Annotated in this window: 18 protein-coding genes and 1 other annotated feature (1 of these 19 only partly in view); of the genes, 4 read left to right on the top strand and 14 right to left on the bottom strand. The window is 31.5% G+C overall.

The window, feature by feature from the left end:
* Positions 1-99 (bottom strand) — a binding site (T-box leader); it reaches 137 nt to the left of the window's first position.
* Together ilvD and ilvE are read right to left on the bottom strand one after the other, a co-directional pair.
* A complete protein-coding gene (gene ilvD, locus CN946_RS00900; protein ID WP_098859495.1) occupies positions 98-1765 on the bottom strand; it encodes a dihydroxy-acid dehydratase in 1668 nt (555 codons plus the stop codon). (Overlaps the previous feature by 2 nt.)
* Before the next feature lie 6 nt (positions 1766-1771).
* Positions 1772-2662 carry a branched-chain-amino-acid transaminase gene (ilvE, locus tag CN946_RS00895; RefSeq protein WP_069032489.1) on the bottom strand — a complete coding sequence of 297 codons (891 nt, stop codon included), beginning with the start codon at positions 2660-2662 and terminating at the stop codon, positions 1772-1774.
* Between the two features lie 262 nt (positions 2663-2924).
* Between ilvE and CN946_RS00890 the strand changes: the two genes are divergently transcribed.
* Positions 2925-3113 carry a hypothetical protein gene (locus CN946_RS00890; protein WP_056477121.1) on the top strand — a complete coding sequence of 63 codons (189 nt, stop codon included), beginning with the start codon at positions 2925-2927 and terminating at the stop codon, positions 3111-3113.
* Between the two features lie 526 nt (positions 3114-3639).
* On the opposite strand, the gene CN946_RS00880 is transcribed toward CN946_RS00890, so the two are convergent.
* Both CN946_RS00880 and CN946_RS00875 read right to left on the bottom strand, forming a co-directional pair.
* Complete coding sequence (locus tag CN946_RS00880; RefSeq protein ID WP_098859493.1) at positions 3640-5166, bottom strand: ABC transporter permease/substrate-binding protein; 1527 nt, start codon at positions 5164-5166, stop codon at positions 3640-3642.
* 1 nt (position 5167) lies between these two features.
* Complete coding sequence (locus tag CN946_RS00875; protein ID WP_098859492.1) at positions 5168-5920, bottom strand: ABC transporter ATP-binding protein; 753 nt, start codon at positions 5918-5920, stop codon at positions 5168-5170.
* Positions 5921-6131: 211 nt separating this feature from the next.
* On the opposite strand from CN946_RS00875, the gene brnQ reads away from it, so the two are divergent.
* A complete protein-coding gene (gene brnQ, locus CN946_RS00870; RefSeq protein ID WP_098859491.1) occupies positions 6132-7466 on the top strand; it encodes a branched-chain amino acid transport system II carrier protein in 1335 nt (444 codons plus the stop codon).
* A 67-nt stretch (positions 7467-7533) separates the two neighbouring features.
* Here the strand turns inward: brnQ and CN946_RS00865 are convergent, their stop codons facing one another.
* Positions 7534-8706 carry an alpha-hydroxy-acid oxidizing protein gene (locus CN946_RS00865; protein ID WP_098859490.1) on the bottom strand — a complete coding sequence of 391 codons (1173 nt, stop codon included), beginning with the start codon at positions 8704-8706 and terminating at the stop codon, positions 7534-7536.
* A 402-nt stretch (positions 8707-9108) separates the two neighbouring features.
* Between CN946_RS00865 and CN946_RS00860 the strand changes: the two genes are divergently transcribed.
* The gene (locus CN946_RS00860; protein ID WP_098429480.1) at positions 9109-9585 is read left to right on the top strand and encodes a nucleoside deaminase; all 477 of its coding nucleotides are present in this window, start codon (positions 9109-9111) and stop codon (positions 9583-9585) included.
* Positions 9586-9652: 67 nt separating this feature from the next.
* Here CN946_RS00860 and CN946_RS00855 read toward each other — a convergent pair whose 3' ends face one another.
* From CN946_RS00855 to CN946_RS00840, 4 genes are all read right to left on the bottom strand, one after another.
* Complete coding sequence (locus CN946_RS00855; protein WP_098859489.1) at positions 9653-10111, bottom strand: YkvA family protein; 459 nt, start codon at positions 10109-10111, stop codon at positions 9653-9655.
* 137 nt (positions 10112-10248) lie between these two features.
* Entirely contained in the window at positions 10249-11871 is a 1623-nt protein-coding gene (locus CN946_RS00850) for an ABC-F family ATP-binding cassette domain-containing protein (RefSeq protein ID WP_098859488.1), read from the bottom strand.
* 124 nt (positions 11872-11995) lie between these two features.
* Complete coding sequence (locus CN946_RS00845) at positions 11996-12634, bottom strand: SdpI family protein (RefSeq protein ID WP_098859487.1); 639 nt, start codon at positions 12632-12634, stop codon at positions 11996-11998.
* Positions 12635-12651: 17 nt separating this feature from the next.
* Positions 12652-12909, bottom strand: coding sequence for an autorepressor SdpR family transcription factor (locus CN946_RS00840; RefSeq protein ID WP_097977665.1), 258 nt, complete (start codon positions 12907-12909; stop codon positions 12652-12654).
* A gap of 172 nt (positions 12910-13081) precedes the next feature.
* On the opposite strand from CN946_RS00840, the gene CN946_RS00835 reads away from it, so the two are divergent.
* A complete protein-coding gene (locus CN946_RS00835; RefSeq protein ID WP_098859486.1) occupies positions 13082-14266 on the top strand; it encodes an alanyl-tRNA editing protein in 1185 nt (394 codons plus the stop codon).
* Between the two features lie 120 nt (positions 14267-14386).
* Here the strand turns inward: CN946_RS00835 and CN946_RS00830 are convergent, their stop codons facing one another.
* From CN946_RS00830 to CN946_RS00810, 5 genes are all read right to left on the bottom strand, one after another.
* Entirely contained in the window at positions 14387-14881 is a 495-nt protein-coding gene (locus CN946_RS00830; protein WP_098859485.1) for a GNAT family N-acetyltransferase, read from the bottom strand.
* Between the two features lie 191 nt (positions 14882-15072).
* The gene (locus tag CN946_RS00825) at positions 15073-15306 is read right to left on the bottom strand and encodes a hypothetical protein (RefSeq protein WP_098859484.1); all 234 of its coding nucleotides are present in this window, start codon (positions 15304-15306) and stop codon (positions 15073-15075) included.
* 623 nt (positions 15307-15929) lie between these two features.
* Positions 15930-16322, bottom strand: coding sequence for a hypothetical protein (locus CN946_RS00820; protein ID WP_218012628.1), 393 nt, complete (start codon positions 16320-16322; stop codon positions 15930-15932).
* 55 nt (positions 16323-16377) lie between these two features.
* On the bottom strand, positions 16378-16905 hold the full coding sequence (locus CN946_RS00815) for a flavin monoamine oxidase family protein (RefSeq protein ID WP_098859482.1): 528 nt from the start codon (positions 16903-16905) through the stop codon (positions 16378-16380).
* 192 nt (positions 16906-17097) lie between these two features.
* Positions 17098-17679 (bottom strand): hypothetical protein, encoded by a 582-nt coding sequence (locus tag CN946_RS00810; RefSeq protein WP_098859481.1) that lies wholly within the window; start codon positions 17677-17679, stop codon positions 17098-17100.
* Positions 17680-17802: the final 123 nt, after the last annotated feature.

Below are 17802 nucleotides of genomic sequence, written 5' to 3'. Positions count from 1 at the left end.
TCAAGAGTGAGTTTCATTAATCAAGGTCATCGGTTCACACCAGCCACCGACTCTCTGAAGATCCTTTTCATAACTACTTTTCTCTTTCAATGCTTTTTCATATTTTTAATACTCCACCTGTATTAGCAGAAGTAACTAACTTTGCATATCTTGCTAAATAACCCGTTTTAACTTTTGGTTCATGTAATTTATATGATGATTTACGAGATTCTAAAATTTCGTTTGAAATTGATAATGTAATACTTCTTGATAAAAGATCGATTATGATTTCATCGCCGTCTTCAATATATGCAATTGGTCCACCTTCAGCTGCTTCTGGGGAAATATGTCCGATTGCAATTCCTCTAGTAGCACCTGAAAAACGACCATCTGTAATTAACGCAACTTTTGTTCCTAAGCCTCTTCCAACAATTGATGAAGTTGGTGCAAGCATTTCAGGCATTCCAGGTCCACCTTTTGGACCCTCATATCGAATGACAACGACATGACCTTCTTTAACGAGACCATTGTCAATCGCTTCAACAGCTTCATCGTGTGAGTCAAAACAAATTGCTTCACCAATAAATGTTTGAATTGAAGGGTCAACGGCACCTACTTTAATAACTGCTCCGTCTGGGGCTAGATTCCCATGCAAGATCGATAATCCGCCTGTTTGTGAATAAGGATTTTCTTTTTTACGAATCACATCACTATTAGTGATTGTAGCTTCTTGCACATTCTCGAATAAAGTTTTTCCGGTAATTGTAATGCGGTCACTATTGATGGCTCCAGGAATGGTAGTAAGTTCTTTAATAATTGCTGGAACACCACCTGCTAAATGAACATCATGCATTGAATAGTGCGAAGCGGGACTAATTTTAGATAAATAAGGTACTCTTCTAGCTACGTCATTTATATCCTTTAAGTCGTAATCAACTCCTGCTTCATTTGCGATGGCCATTAAGTGTAAAACAGTATTTGTCGATCCACCCATTGCCATATCTAGTGCAAATGCATCATCAATTGCCTCTTTTGTAATAATATCTCTTGGTTTAATATCATTTTCAATGCAATCCATTAGATGATAAGCTGCATCACGGATTAATTGATGTCTGTCTTTACTAGTTGCAAGTATTGTTCCGTTATATGGTAGTGCAACACCAAGCATCTCCATAATGCAATTCATTGAATTTGCTGTGAACATTCCTGAACATGATCCACATGTAGGACATGCTGACTTTTCAATATCGAGTAATTCTTCTACACTCATTTTTCCTGATTTAAAAGCACCTACACCTTCAAATACTGAAACAAGAGATAGAGCCTTTCCATCTTTAGATAGCCCACCTGCCATTGGTCCACCTGATACAAAAACTGCTGGTACATTTGTACGAACAGCTGCCATTAGCATTCCAGGTGTGATTTTATCGCAGTTTGGCATATAAAATACTCCATCAAACCAATGTGCATTAATTACAGTTTCGGCTGCATCGGCAATGATTTCCCTACTTGGTAAAGAATACCTCATTCCGATATGCCCCATTGCGATTCCATCATCGACACCAATCGTATTAAACTCAAATGGAACTCCGCCAGCATCGCGAATCGCTTGTTTTACAACATCAGCCATTTCCCTTAAATGAATATGACCTGGAACAATATCAATATATGAATTACAAATCGCTATAAATGGTTTATTAAAATCTTCCTCTTTTACACCTGCCGCTAATAATAAGCTACGATGCGGCGCACGGTCGATTCCTTTTTTGATCATGTCACTTCGCACAATTTATCACCCTTGTTTTACGTAAATTTTTTCTCCATCTTCAACTACTAATTGACGAAATGCTTTTAATAATCTTTGTGTATTTGGTCCTGGTTTTCCATCACCAATCACTCGTCCATCTACCTTAGATACGCCAATTACTTCAGCTGCTGTTCCTGTTAAGAAAACCTCATCGGCAATATAAACATCATGTCGAGTGAACAATTTTTCCTCAACTTCGTAACCTAATGTGTCACCTAATTCCATAATTGCATTTCGAGTAATTCCTTCTAATGCACCTGCTGAACTCGGTGGAGTAATTAACTTATTCCCTTTTACTAAAAAGACATTATCTCCTGAACCTTCAGCTACAAAGCCTTGATCGTTTAGCATTAATGCTTCTTGAACACCAGCTAGTTTCGCTTCAATTTTTACTAATATGTTATTTAAGTAATTTAAAGATTTAATTTGTGGATTTAATACATCACTTCGATTTCTTCTCGTTGCTACTGTTACAATTTCCATACCATTTTCGTATAGTTCTTGTGGGAACAGTGCTAGTTGTTCTGCAATGACAACAACATTTGCTCTTGGACAAGAAGTTGGATCTAATCCAAGATTTCCTTCACCTCTTGAGACGACGAGTCGAATATAACCACTATGTAAATTATTTCGATTTACTGTATCAACAACAATTTGTGTTAACTCTTCTAAAGAATAAGGAATAGTTAATAAAATTGATTTTGCTGATTCATATAATCGAATGAGATGTTCTTTTAAGCGAAATACATTGCCATCGTAAACGCGAATCCCTTCGAATACTCCATCTCCATATAGATATCCATGATCATATACAGAAACTTTAGCATCTTGTTTTTGAACGAATTCACCATTTAAAAAAATCTGTTGCTCTGTCACGGTTAATCCTCCTCAAGAGTTAAAATATTTGTACTTACTTTATTCCAATCTACTAAATAAATCAATAAGTTTTTAGAAAATTTAAAATTCACAATTTATTCAAATGTCGTACAAATATTGGTAAATCAACAATGAAAACCTTTACATTTTTTTAAAATAACTTTTCGACAAAATTCTACCCTTGAAAAATGTTTTTAAAAGGATTATCATATGATTAATTTATACAGAATTTTCTGTAAATTAAAATCGGAGGCGAGTAAAAATGGCTACTTTACAAATTAATGGGACTGTTAACGAAATCAATGAAGTGTTGAAAGTAATGAGTAATCATTTTGACATTCAGATTAAAGACGAAAAATCCGATCAGGAGTATTCAGTAGATTTCTCTTATGAAGAATGGGAAAATGATTCTTTTGTAAGTGAGATGTTAACAGGAGCCTATAATGATTAAACATTAAAATTCTTATCGTGTGATAACAAAAAGAGGGTAGCCGATTATTTAGGCAACCCTCTTTTTTATTAGTTGTGCAAATAAGGGATGATAAGCTGCAAATAAACGGAGGAGTACAATTAAGGGATCTGTCTGTGCAATTAAGGGATGAAAAACTGCAAATAAACGGCGAACTGCAAATAAAATTAGTAAATCTGCAATTAAATCTAGTGAATCTGCAATTAAATTTGTTAAAACAGCAATTAAAATTATCAAATCTGCAATTAAATCTATTAAAAGTGCAATTAAGATACAAAATTACCCCTACCAGTTAAGGTATTTCATCCCAAAAACTGTTCATATGTTCATACACTTTAAAAGAAAACTAGCAATTTCTCACTAATTCTATCTTTATCGAATAAAAAGTCGCTACGAATCTGCTAAAAATATTAATTGTGATAGATCAGCGCTCTACGTTTAAGTGTATTACAACATAAAAAGGACCGCTTAGATCAGTTCCCCTGACCAATAAGACAGTCCATTTCGTTTATTTTAGCAAACCCTCATTCTTCAAAAACTCTCTAGCAACACTTTCGGCAGATTTTCCTCCAACATTTACTTTATAATTCATTTCTCGCATTTCATCATCCGTTATTTTATTTTTTAATTTATTTAATATATTTTTGACTTCTGGATATTTTTTAAGTGTTTCTTTTCTTAGAAGTGGTGCACATTGATATGGTGGGAATAAATTTTTATCATCGACTAACACTTTCATGTTATAACTTTGGAGCTCGCTATCAGTTGAATACGCGTCGATTATTGAGAGATCCCCTGATTGAATTGCGTCATATCGCAATTTGGGCTCCATCGTTTTTAAATTTTGGAACTTCAATCCATATAATTTTTGTAATCCTAAATATCCGTCTTCACGATCTGTAAATTCTAACGTGAAACCTGCTTTTAACTGATTTTCTACTTTGGTTGCATCTGAAATTGTTTCGATTCCATATTGTTTTGAAATGTGTTCAGGAACAGCTAATGCATACGTGTCATTAAATTTCATAGGTTCCAAATAGCTCAAATTATACTTTTTTGCTAAACCTTCAGCAGCTTGTTCATATACTGCATTTGCATCATTACTAACAGCCTTTTCTTTCAAAAAAGTTGAAATGACCGTACCTGTATATTCTGGATAAATATCAATGTCACCTTTTTTTAATGCATTATATACAAATGTTGTTTTACCAAAATTGGGCTTAACTTCAACGTTTAGATTTGTTTCATCTTCAATCATTAATTTATACATATTCATTATTATTTCTGGTTCAGCACCTAATTTTCCAGCGATCACTAGATCGGTTTTATTCCAAGATTTAATTGTTAATGGAGAAAATAATAATGCTAATAAAATAAAACTAGCAGTTATTATTCTTAATGAAAAACTCTTAAAACTCCTCTTCTCTATTAATCTTAAAATAAAATCAAATATAATGGCTAAAAGTGCAGATGGTATTGCCCCTATTATGATAAAATTCATATCGTTTCGGTCGATTCCTAATAATATTAAACTACCTAAACCTCCAGCTCCTATTAAGGCAGCGATTGTTGCAGTTCCAACAATTATGACCATCGCAGTTCGGATTCCCGCCATCATAACTGGTAATGCTAATGGTAATTCAACCTTAAAAAGTCTTTGTCTACCGTTCATTCCTAACCCAGTTGCAGCTTCTAATAGGATTGGATCAATCTCCTTAATTCCGGTATATGTATTTCGCAAAATCGGCAATAATGCATAAACACTTAACGCAATTACCGCTGGAATCTTTCCAATACCGACCAATGGTATTAAAATCCCTAACAGCGCCAATGAAGGAATCGTTTGAATAACTGCCGTCGTTCCAATTACAAATTCAGAGAGAACTTTCTTCCTCGTTAAATAAATTCCTAACGGGACAGCTATAATTATTGCAATAATTAGTGCAAATACTGAAATTTGAATATGTTCTAACAAAGCTGTTAATAATTGCTCTTTTCTATTTTCAAGAGTCGTTGTAAATGAAGTGAGAATCATCTTATATTCCCTCCTTTACAACAGCTTTACCACGATAATTGTCTATAAATTGTTCAACAAAAGGATTGACTGGATTATTTAAAATTTCATCCTTCGTTCCAACTTGAACTAGTTCACCATCGTGCATGATTCCGATTCGGTCTCCTAAATAAAATGCCTCCTCTAAATCATGAGTAACGAAAAGGATCGTTTTATTAATCTTTGTTTTTAATTGTTTAAGGTCCTTTCGTAATTGTAATCTTGTAATCGGATCTAATGCACTAAATGGTTCGTCCATTAATAATAAGTTTGGATCACCTGCTAAAGCCCTCGCTACACCTACCCGCTGTTGTTGACCCCCAGATAATTCTGAAACTGGTCTTTTACTAAATTCCAATGGATTTAATTTTACTAATTCTAATAGTTCTCGAGTGCGCTCTTTTATTTGTGCTTTGTTCCATTTTTTTAATTCTGGTACGATTGAAATATTTTCTTCAACATTCAAATGGGGAAATAGTGCAATCTGTTGAAGTACATATCCAAACTCTCTCCTCAGCTTATGTTCATCATAATCTTTAATGTTTTTATCATTATAAAAAATTTCACCATCAGTTGGTTTAATTAATCTATTTATTAATTTAATTGTTGTTGTTTTTCCACTGCCACTTGGGCCAATTAAAACAAAGCATTCACCTGTTTGAATTGAAAAAGATAAATCCTGAACTGCATTTTTTCCATTTGAAAACCTAAAAGATATATCTTGAAATTGGATCATTCTAGTCCTCCCTTAAAAAAGCCTATAAGTATATATAGTTAGAGGACAAGTTATCTTATGCTTTAAGTATTAAAAATTAGGACAAAAGAAAAAAAATTTCATTATTTATGAAAATTGTAAGAATTTTAATAGATTTTGTAGTAAATAGAGTTATTTTTTGGTAGAATGAGAAAATCATTTTCAAAATGCAACTATGTTCGAGGTGAATTATTTGAATACTTTAACAAAAAAAGAAATACTGTTTATTGGATTTATGTTATTTTCGATGTTATTTGGCGCTGGTAATTTAATTTTCCCAGCATACATTGGACAAGCAGCCGGAGAGAATGTATGGCAAGCAATTATTGGATTTATTATTTCGGATGCAGGCATTGCGATTTTAGCATTTATTGCAATCGCAAAATCCGGTAATTTTGATACGCTTGTAAAGAGAGTACATCCTATTTTTGCGCTTCTCTTCCCGATGGCAATCTACTTGTCGATCGGACCTGGACTTGCAATTCCACGAGCTAGTAGTCTGGCATATGAAATGGGAGTTAAACCATTTTTGTCCGAAGGTTTGACTATTTCGCCAATAGGACTATTAGTTTATACGATTGTGTTTTTTAGTATCGTTTATTGGTTTGCTAAATCACCTTCAAAATTAGTTGACAGATTCGGTAAAATTTTAACTCCAGCTTTACTAATCTTAATTTTTATTGTTTTTATTAAAGCAATGTTTACAGACTTATCTAGTTTTAAGGTTGCATCCTTAACATACAAATCTAATCCTGTCTCACAAGGAATTTTAGATGGCTATCAAACAATGGATGGGATTTGTGCATTAATCTACGGGATTGTTTTCATCAATATTTTTCAAAGATTAAATGTAACAAATCAAAAATTACATATTAAGTATTTAATTATTTTCGGTTTAATTTGTGCATTATTATTATCGATGACTTATTTTATAATTGGCTACTTAGGTGCCTCAGCAACGATTACTGGACAAATTGACAATGGAGCAATCGTCTTAACAACAGTAATGAATCAATTATTTGGCAATGGTGGAACGATTGTTTTAGGACTTATTTTTACACTTGCATGTTTAAGTGTTTGTATTGGTTTAATCACATCATGTTCTCAATATTTTAATAGTATTTTCCCTAAATTATCTTATAAAAAATGGGCAATCTTATTATGTTTTGTTAGTGGATTCGTAGCAAATTTAGGACTTACGCAAATATTAAAAGTATCTGTTCCAATATTAGGTCTTTTATATCCAGTGGCAATTGCGCTGATTGTATTAGCACTTTTACATGATCAATTACCATTTAAAGGTAGACCTGTTTATTTATTAACAATTTTATTTGTTGGAGTTTATAGCTTAATCGAGATTATCAATTCATCATTTTTAAATAACGGACTAAATGAATTATTATCGATTGTTCCGATGCAAGAAAAAGGTTTCGGTTGGGTAATACCTGGTTTAATCGGTTTTGTAATAGGATGTATGATGGAAAAGTTATTCGTTAAAGAATATACCGAAGTAAAGAACGCAGCATAATTCTATTCTAAAAAATAAAGAGCGACTCATTAGTCTAAGCACTCACTGAGATCGCTCTTTTTAATTTTTAAAAATGTTTACTAAGGTTTTCTTTCACTAACAAAGATGGCTTTAATTCACTAATCCTTTTTTGTCCGGATAAAGCCATCGTTAAATCAAAATCAGCTAAAATATTTTTCATGACTTGAACTACCCCGTTTTTACCTGCAAGAGCTAGGCCATACATATACGGTCGACCAATTAATACTGCATCAGCACCGATTGCTAATGCTTTATATACATCTGATCCCCTTCTAATGCCACTATCCATTAAAATCGGTAATCTACCTTTTAATTCACTACTAATACTCTCTAATGCATCTAAAGTACTAATTGTTCCATCAACTTGTCTACCACCATGATTTGAAACGATAATGCCATCCATACCATATTCAAGAGCAAGCATCGCATCGTCCTTATGTAAAATCCCTTTTAATAAAATAGGTAATTTAGTTTGATCTCGCAAAAATGCTAAATCTTCCCATGTTAATGCCGGATTCCCAAATAGTCTTGTCCATAATAAAATTGCTGAATGTAGATCTTCTTCAGGTGATTTAGTTAAGCGTGAGCGAAATACAGGATCCTCTAAATAGTTACCAATACCTTGCCCTTGTAAAAATGGTAAATATGCATTTTCAATATCTTTTTCTCTCCAACCCATAATCGAGGTATCAAGCGTAATAACAATCGCTTCGTAGCCATTTGCTTCAGCCCGTTTCATCATACTTGCTGCTATTTCCATATCACTACTACAGTATAATTGATACCATTTAGGTGAGTTTCCTAGAACAGTTGAAACCTTTTCTAATGAGTAAGTAGATGCAGTGCTAGTAATGTATGGAATATTCAATTCTGCTGCTGCTCTAGCAGCTTCAAGTTCCCCTTCTGGATGCGCAATCGACTGAACACCGATTGGAGCAAATAAAATTGGCGAATTATATGTTTTGCCGAATAAATTTATACTAATATCACGCTCAGCGACATTACGTAACATACGCGGTACAATTTTCCACTTATCAAATGCTACACGATTTTCATTCATCGAGCGCTCACTACCAGCACCCCCTGCTATATAATAAAAAGGCCCTTCCTCTAATTGATCTTGTGCTAACTTTTCTAAATCCTCAAATCTAACAGGAATCTCACTTTTTTTCCCGTCACTATAAACTTGCAATTGAATATAATTTCCGAAGTTCTTCATTCGAAACACATCCTTAAAAAAGTTGTAACCGTTTACATATTCTAATTCGGTTCAAATAACTCCTTTAAATTTCTGAATAAATTATTCGACATTTTCAATATTTATAAGTTTTCTTATCTCGTTAAGCACTAACTTTTATATTAAAAATTTTTGTTTGAATTATATTACTCTATTATTATTGTTCATAAAAAAATGAATTTTCTTACTTTATATTGATTAAATATGTTCTTAAATACAGTAATGGAGTGTACAAATAAGTAAGATACCCTTTTTAATATAATGGTTGATTTAAAGAATTGTATAACGATTAACCAATTTGATTGACTACTTATTTATATTAATTTAATAGATTAGATAAATGTAAATACCTTTCGCCCTTATTACTATAAAGGTGGTGTTAGTTTGAATCACTCTGATTGGATTAAATTAAGTGTTAGACTTGCTTACGAAAACTTATTAAATAAGAATGGTGGGCCATTTGGAGCAGTTATTGTCCAAGATGGAAAAGTAATTGGTGCCGGCGTAAATGGAGTCACAACTTTAAATGATCCAACTGCACATGCAGAGGTCCAAGCAATTCGAAACGCATGTCAAAATTTAGGTACATATTTATTAAAGGATGCTGTCTTATATACTAGCTGTGAACCATGCCCGATGTGTCTAAGTGCCGCCTATTGGTCTAGAATTTCAAAAATATATTATTTTTTCACAAAAGATGATGCTGCAAAAATTGGATTTGATGATGCACATATTTATAATGAACTTTCATTGCCATATGAAGATCGAACAATCCCTAGTGAACAAATTATGATTAAAGTCAAAGATATTGAAAACCCTTTCATTGTTTGGTCAAAAGAAGATAGTCATGTACATTATTAAACAGTATAGAAAAGGTTGCTCATTAATAAATAATGGGCAACCTTATTTTAATTTTGATTTTTAAACTTTAATCTTTTAACTCATGATCTTGCTCTGACTCTTCAATTTCCACTAAATTTGTTAAATCATCTTTTTCGTTATTATTTTCTTTCCAAATTTTATACTTTTCAATATCTTTGTTAATTTGTTTAAATGTATACGCTAAAATCGTTGCATCATCTAAAAAGCCTAAGCCTACGATAAAATCTGGTATTGCGTCAATAGGACTGACAAAATAAATTAATGCCCCGATTACTGTCAAAATTGATTTTGTGGAAATATCTCTATAACTACCATTAATATATGATTTAAATAGATCGATAAATAAATTTACTTTTTCCCAAGCTTCACCAAGCGCGCCTTTTTTATCTGGTGCCAGCTTAGCTGCTTTTTTCAATAATTTCGTTGATTTTTCTTTATTTCCTAAATAGGAAGAAGCTTTCTTTAAATACTTTTTAAAAAACTTATTTTCATTTAGCTCAGACATTTTTTCTCCTCCCTTTTTTATAGTTTAACAAATATGAAATCAAGATGAAAGTACGAAAAACCACTAATCAATTGATTAGTGGTTTCACTCTTTTCACAAAGATTCACTTTCAACGTGAATGGCCTGTGCCGTTGGAATTACTTTTTATATAACTCTTCTACTTGCTTTTGTAAATCCTTGTTCTCTAAGAACTCATCATAAGTACACTCTTTATCAACTAAACCGTTTGGTGTTACTTCAATGATACGGTTTGCAATTGTTTGAATGAACTGATGGTCATGAGATGTAAATAATGCAGTACCTTTGAAGGCAATTAAACCATTATTTAATGCCGTAATTGACTCTAAGTCTAAGTGGTTAGTAGGATCATCTAATACCAATACGTTTGCACCACTTAACATCATTTTTGAAAGCATACAACGAACTTTTTCTCCCCCAGATAGAACAGAAGCTTTTTTCATTACTTCCTCTCCTGAGAATAGCATACGTCCTAAGAAACCACGTAGGAAGCTTTCAGACTCATCTTGTGGAGAGAACTGACGTAACCATTCGATTAAGTTCATATCACTTTTTTCGAAGAACTCAGAGTTATCTTTAGGGAAAAATGCTTGTGAAGTTGTTACACCCCATTTAAATGAACCAGTATCTGGCTCCATTTCACCCATTAAGATTTTAAATAAAGTTGAAATTGCAACGTCATTTTTACCAACAAACGCAATTTTATCACCTTTATTTACAGTAAAACGTACATTATCTAATACTTTTTCACCATCGATTGTTTTTGAAATTCCGTCAACAGTTAATAAATCATTCCCAACTTCTCTCTCTGGCGTAAATCCAACGAATGGATAACGACGAGAAGATGGTCTAATATCATCAAGCGTAATTTTATCTAAAAGTTTTTTACGAGAAGTAGCTTGTTTTGCTTTTGATGCATTTGAGCTAAATCGAGCAATAAATCCTTGTAGTTCTTTAATTTTCTCTTCTTTTTTCTTATTAGCATCAGACATTAATCTTTGAGCTAATTGACTTGATTCATACCAGAAATCATAGTTACCAACATAAAGTTGAATTTTACCAAAATCTAAATCAGCCATATGCGTACATACTTGATTTAAGAAGTGACGGTCATGTGATACAACGATAACTGTGTTTTCAAAGTTAATTAAGAAGTTTTCTAACCATTGAACAGCTTTAAGATCTAAGTTATTCGTTGGCTCATCTAGTAAAAGAATATCTGGTTGACCAAATAATGCTTGAGCAAGTAAAACTTTTACTTTCTCGCCTGCTTGTAATTCAGCCATTTTTTTATCATGTAATTCTTCTGTAATGCCAAGACCTTTTAATAAAATCGCAGCTTCTGATTCTGCTTCCCAACCATTTAACTCTGCAAACTCACCTTCAAGTTCTGCAGCTTTCATGCCATCTTCTTCAGTGAAATCTTCCTTCATGTAGATTGCATCTTTTTCTTTCATTACTTCGAAAAGACGAGTATGACCCATAATAACAGTTTGAAGAACTTCAAACTCTTCATATTCAAATTGGTTTTGTTTTAATACTGCAAGACGCTCACCTGGCGTTACAATTACATCACCTGTTGAAGGCTCAATATCACCAGATAAAATTTTAATAAAAGTAGATTTACCCGCACCATTTGCACCAATTAAACCGTAACAGTTACCTGGTGTAAACTTTATATTAACATCATCAAATAATTTTCTGTCCGCAAAACGCAAACTAACATTGCTTACTGTAATCATTTTAATTATATTCCTCCAACTCTTTTGCTCTACTCTTTACAATACCATACTTTAAAAGGAAATTAAATTTTTTCTAGAATAAATTCAAAAACATTCACCAAATTTTGTAAAAAAACAGCTAAGTTTAGTTTTTCATTTCCTTTTTAAAGGCAATATATGAGTATATAGTTGGAAAACCAACTAATAATATGATTAAAGGAATGACAACTATTCCCTTATTACTCACTGGTATAAAATAAAGCAATAAAAAACATAAACCAACGATCATAAATAATCTACCGCTAACTCGATGAGTTTTTTTCCAAACATTTTCATTACTTAATGTCCATGGTGTACGGACGCCAATAAAATAATTCGAACGAACATGAGGCATATAATTTCCAAGAAACATAAACAAAAGGCCAATAAAAAGAAAACTCATTGAGCCGATATGAACGTCGTAACCTAATCCATAAAATAAAACACTCATATTAATTAAAAAGAAAATAAATAAAATCCCTGTAGCCATAAAGTACAAGCTTCTTTGGAATAACTTATAATTCTCTTTTCTTGGATCAATCTTTGGAGTTACAATTGGCAATAAATAAACGAAAAGCATGATCGCATGTAGCTCGATAAAGGTTTGCATTTTTGAATCAAAATTATTAACATTACCTGAAAAATCCCAGTGTACTGGTAGTTGACTTGGTAAATTATGAAAGTTAATAATCCATAATATTAGTGAACAAATAAATAGTAAAATTGCTATGATATGCTTCTTCAAAATATGTCACCTCTCAATTATTTTTCTTTAAAACTATATGCCCAGCTTATAATTTCCTGGAAAACTGTCATATTTAGAGAATAAATAATAAATTGCCCCTTCTTTTCATCTTGAATTAACTGGGCTGATTTTAAAATTTTAAGATGCTGAGAAATACTAGGTTTTGACATATCGAATTGTTCTGAGATTTCTCCAGCAGTTAAATCCTTCTCTTTTAATAAATCTAAAATTTTCCTTCGAGTTGGATCCGATAATGCTTTAAATAATTCGTTCACATTTCACACCTCTAAGATTTAGTATTTAGTTAATTAACTAAATACTAAAATCTATTTGTCTAATTGTCAATTATGCTAAAATTAGGAATAGATTATTTTAAGTTTTTATTTCGTTTCTATATAATTTAAATTAAACATCAATTTTGGAAATTAAAAGATTAGAGGTATTATCATGGCAAATAAATTATATTTTGAACACCCCTCATTAAAAAAATGGTTTACTAAAATTACAGACATTAAAGAAGTCGATTCTTTGTTTCAGATCAAACTTGAAGATTCTGCATTTTATCCTGAAGGTGGCGGGCAACCATCTGATTTCGGTACAATTAATGGAATCGAAATTGTTGATTTAATAGAAGATGATGAAGAAGTGATCCATGTCTTAAATGCAAGACCGGATACAATTGAAGCAACTTGTGAGATAAATTGGGACCGTAGAATTGATCATATGCAGCATCATAGTGGCCAACATTTACTTTCAGCAACAATTATTGAACTATTTGACGTACCTACTGTAAGTTTTCATTTAGGAAAAGAGACCGTTACAATTGATTTAGATACACCTTCTCTTTCTGCTGTACAATTAAATCAAATTGAAAGAGCAGTATATGAAAAGATTCTTGCTAATATTGAAATTAAAACTTACTTCGTAAATCAAGAAGAATTAAATGCACTTCAACTACGCAAATTACCAAAAGTTGAAGACAACATTCGAATTGTTGAGATTTTACATACTGATTTATCTGCTTGTTGTGGTACACATGTAAAACAAACGGGTGAAATTGGACTAATTAAATTAATTAAAACTGAAAAAGTAAGACAAACTACACGACTTCATTTTAAATGTGGCTTTAGAGCACTAGAAGAAGTTCAAAAGACTAGTAAAACAATATCAAATATTAATCAATTATTTAATACACATACTGATCAAGTTAAGGAAAAAGTCGAAACGACGATTAATGAATTAAAAGAGGCGCAAAAAGAAATCGACAAAATGAAAGAAACGATCTTTAACTCAATTTCTAACGAATTACTATTAAATGCAACGAATGATATCATTATTAAAACATTTGAAGAAGAATCTGTAAAAGACTTACAGTTACTCGCAAAGACAATCCAAGCTAAAAAACCCTCATTACTTGTATTATTAAGTGTAAAAGAGCAAAAATTATTGCTAATTAATCAACTAAAAAATGATGTACATTGCGGAGAGCTAATTAAAAATTTACTAAAACAAGTTGAAGGAAAAGGTGGAGGCGGTGCAGGGCAGGCACAAGCTACTTTTGAAACTTCAATCCAATTAAACGAAGCTGAAAATACTATAAAACGTATTCTTTATAGTCAGGTAAATGCATAATTCTTTAAAAACAATTTTCACCTAAAAATGATTATCAAATTAGACAATCATTCTAAAAAGAACAACGACGGACTGCTCAAGTCCACGGTTGTTCTTTTTTTGTTATGTATTCATTTCTATCTATTCAACCAAATACTTATAGAATTTTTTATCGACCTTCATTACTGGAAATTTTTCAGGTAAATCTGTAACTTCTATACTTGTAAAACCATTTTTCTCATAAAATCTATGAGCAGCTAAAAATTGAGGAGTTGTTCCAAGATAAATTGCTTTTATTGACATTTCTTTCGCCCATTTAATAGCATTATTTAATAAGAGACTTGCAGTTTTATATTTTGCACCTCTGTATTCTTTGTCTACAAACATCTTTCTTAACGCAACTTCTTGATTCCCTATGTCTAAAAGGCTGATAGTACCAACTACTTTATCACCATAAAGAGCCACCCAAAAGTTCCCGTTTCCATTCTGATAAAATTCTTCTATCGTAAACAAATCAGGCTGGTCATCTTTGGTGATCTTAATATTGTATTCTTGCTGCTGAATATCAAGAATCAAATCTACTACTTGAACTTGATAATCATTAGAGTATTCTTTCACAATTGGACTGCTGTTCATAATTTTACACCGCCTTTAAAATATTAAGATATTACTGTTTTCAATTTAACCACTGCACTTTACTATCACAGTTACCTCTTTATTCAATATAGGGATCGAGATGTCCTTTTTTATATTTAACAAAATTGCTAAATTGTACAATATAAAAAACTGCAATTAAGCAACTTGTGAAATTAAGAAAACCTATTATTTTACTGAAAATATTTAATAAAAAACTTGTTTGATGCTTCGTCTAATTTTCTTAGAAAAAGTTCTTTACATCGTTCATCATTTTCCAATAAAGTAGAAAACCAATGCAAATTTGATAATAAATTGATATTCCGTTTCATTCTTTCATTTTGCTGTTTATTAAACTCCCTAGAGGAGGAAGAAGGTGTTAACATTTCCCCAATAACATCTAATATAAATTCTAAAATAATACTCATTTATTCTAAAATCTCCCTATAACATTATTAATTTATAAAAGATTTTTTATCTCATAGTAACTGAATCTAATCAATCGTATTTAGAGATATTAATCATCGGATTTGTGCTAATTTGTTTACACGTGTAAGTTCCTTCGTCAGTCTTGATTTTTATAGATTGATTTTTTAAATTATATTTAATTTCTACATTGTTAAATTTAGGACTATTGATTACATACCGTGTATCAGTTTTTTTTACGTAGAAACCTTTGTCGAATTCTCGTGAAAACTTTCCCGATTCCGAAAGTATAAAATTATCGAAAATAAAAGCATAATCATTCTCTTTATCAAATACGAACGACCCAAAAGGAAGCTCTTCACATCGATAAGTTCCTTCCAGTGTTGGTTTAAATGAAATTTGTATTTTAGGAGCATTTAGAGCTAAAAAAAATCAACATTAAAACTAAAAATAAAATTAGTCCTCTATCGATAACTTTTTTGCTTCTAACTTCAGCCACCCAGATCATTCCTATAAAGATTAATCCTAATTTAATGTTATTAGATGATACGGTCAATTAATCTTTTTTAGAGTTAAAATATTTTCTTATTCAAAACTAACCAGTTAAATTTTTAAAAAAGAGAAGTTACTTGTATATTGAATTAGCTGTTTCAACTAGGTCTTTAATTGTGTAATTTTTATCTATATCTGATAATTTAACTAACATTATTTCGTGATAAAATCCATCTTTTTTCCATCGAATTATTTTCGAACCCTCCTTATCATCTCTTACTATTATTACCTTTGTTCCATCTTTTAACTTTGTTGTTAATTGTTGTCCCTCACCTGAGAACTCGATGTTTTTTTGATGATATGTCGTGACTTCCAAAATAACCCTTTTTCCGTCCGCATAATTAATTGAAGTTCGATCAATCATATCAGTTCCAATCTTTTTTTGAACATCTATTGAGACATTCTTTACATTGAATGGTAACCTCTTTGGTACAACTATTTCATTTTGAATATCCTTAGGTAACACTTCTGCTTCTTTTTTTACTGTTTTAGGGTAATCTTCTTTTAGCTTATCAAGTGCACTATTCCCGTTCGTACAGGCAGTTAATATAAGAATTGAGATTGTTAAAATGATATTTTGGACCAACTGCTAATAATAGTAACTCTGTTGCTGTTTTTCCTTTTTCACTTGGGGAGACATTAAACTTTAATTGGTCTGGATTTGTTTTATAATTTTTTTCATCTGTTAATACATTATTAATGAAAATTAGATCATTAGGAGTACTATTAATAAATTCATTTACTTGTAAATTGAATTTTTTTATATATTCAAAAACTAAATAGTGAAATGAAGGTATCCGCATTGCACCAAGATCTATATATTCATGATTAATAAAAGGTTCCCTTTTTGTGTAAATTCTCCCCCCTATTCTGTTATTTGCTTCTATAATAGTAACTTGATGTCCAGCTTCTTTTAAGAGTGAGGCAGCTACTAAGCCAGATATTCCTGCCCCTATAATAGTTACATGTTTTGGTGAATTAGTTTTTTGCAAACCATTTTGAATTATGTATATCATTTGATCCTTTGAAAGAAGTAATTTTTGAATCAAAGATATCCCCCTCCTTGCAAAAAAATAACTATCAATAAAATGTTATTCGATTTCAAGTTGAAGTAGAATGTTGACTGTGATTAATTTAATTAAGATACAAATTAAAAGTAAAAACTTATTGAACTAACCTGCCATTTAGTTAAACAAAAAAGAGTCACCGAAGTAACTCTTGATCTTCAACTAATGCATGCGTTAGCTTAATAAGGTTTTATCTAGTAGGATAATTCCTTCTTTAACTAAATCTTCAAACTTAAAGTTTTTAAACTTAAAGTTTTGTACTCTTTGAAGATGATTCTTATTCATTAAAGAAAAAGGTTTTCTCGAAGCATTAACTTCTGGCCAAGCTTCAATTATATTGACATCTGTTTCCACCCACAATTTCTTGGAAAGTTCTATAAATGGGGTAATTTTTGTGGGAATAAATTTATTATTATCATCTAATACATCAGATTCTGAAGTAATTAGAACAAGCTCAATTTCTTCATCATTTCTATAAAACCAAAACAACCTTAACCCTTCATAACCTTCCCGATCCAACAGAATTTGCTTATAATCATGTTTTTCCCAATCTTGTTTACCACCTAAAATGAATTTGTTCTCTAATTTTTTCTGATTCCAACTAATAACATCTTCTAAACTAAATCTTGGTGCATAATATGGCTTCTTATAAGGAAATCCGTTTTGAAATATTGTGCTGTATACATCCTTAACAAAATTAGAATGTATGCTTTTATAACGGTATGAAAAAACAACCTCAAAATAGGGTGCTGACATTTTTACCCTTCTTTCTATATTTAATAAAATTCAACACTTAAAAAATAAGTCCTTCTTATGCCACAAACCTGCCATTTAGTTAAACAAAAAAGAGTCACCGAAGTAACTCTTGATCTTCAACTA

The organism is Bacillus sp. AFS053548, assembly GCF_002575105.1.
GTDB lineage: Bacteria > Bacillota > Bacilli > Bacillales > Bacillaceae_G > Gottfriedia.
This window is presented reverse-complemented; position numbering and strand designations above follow the sequence as displayed.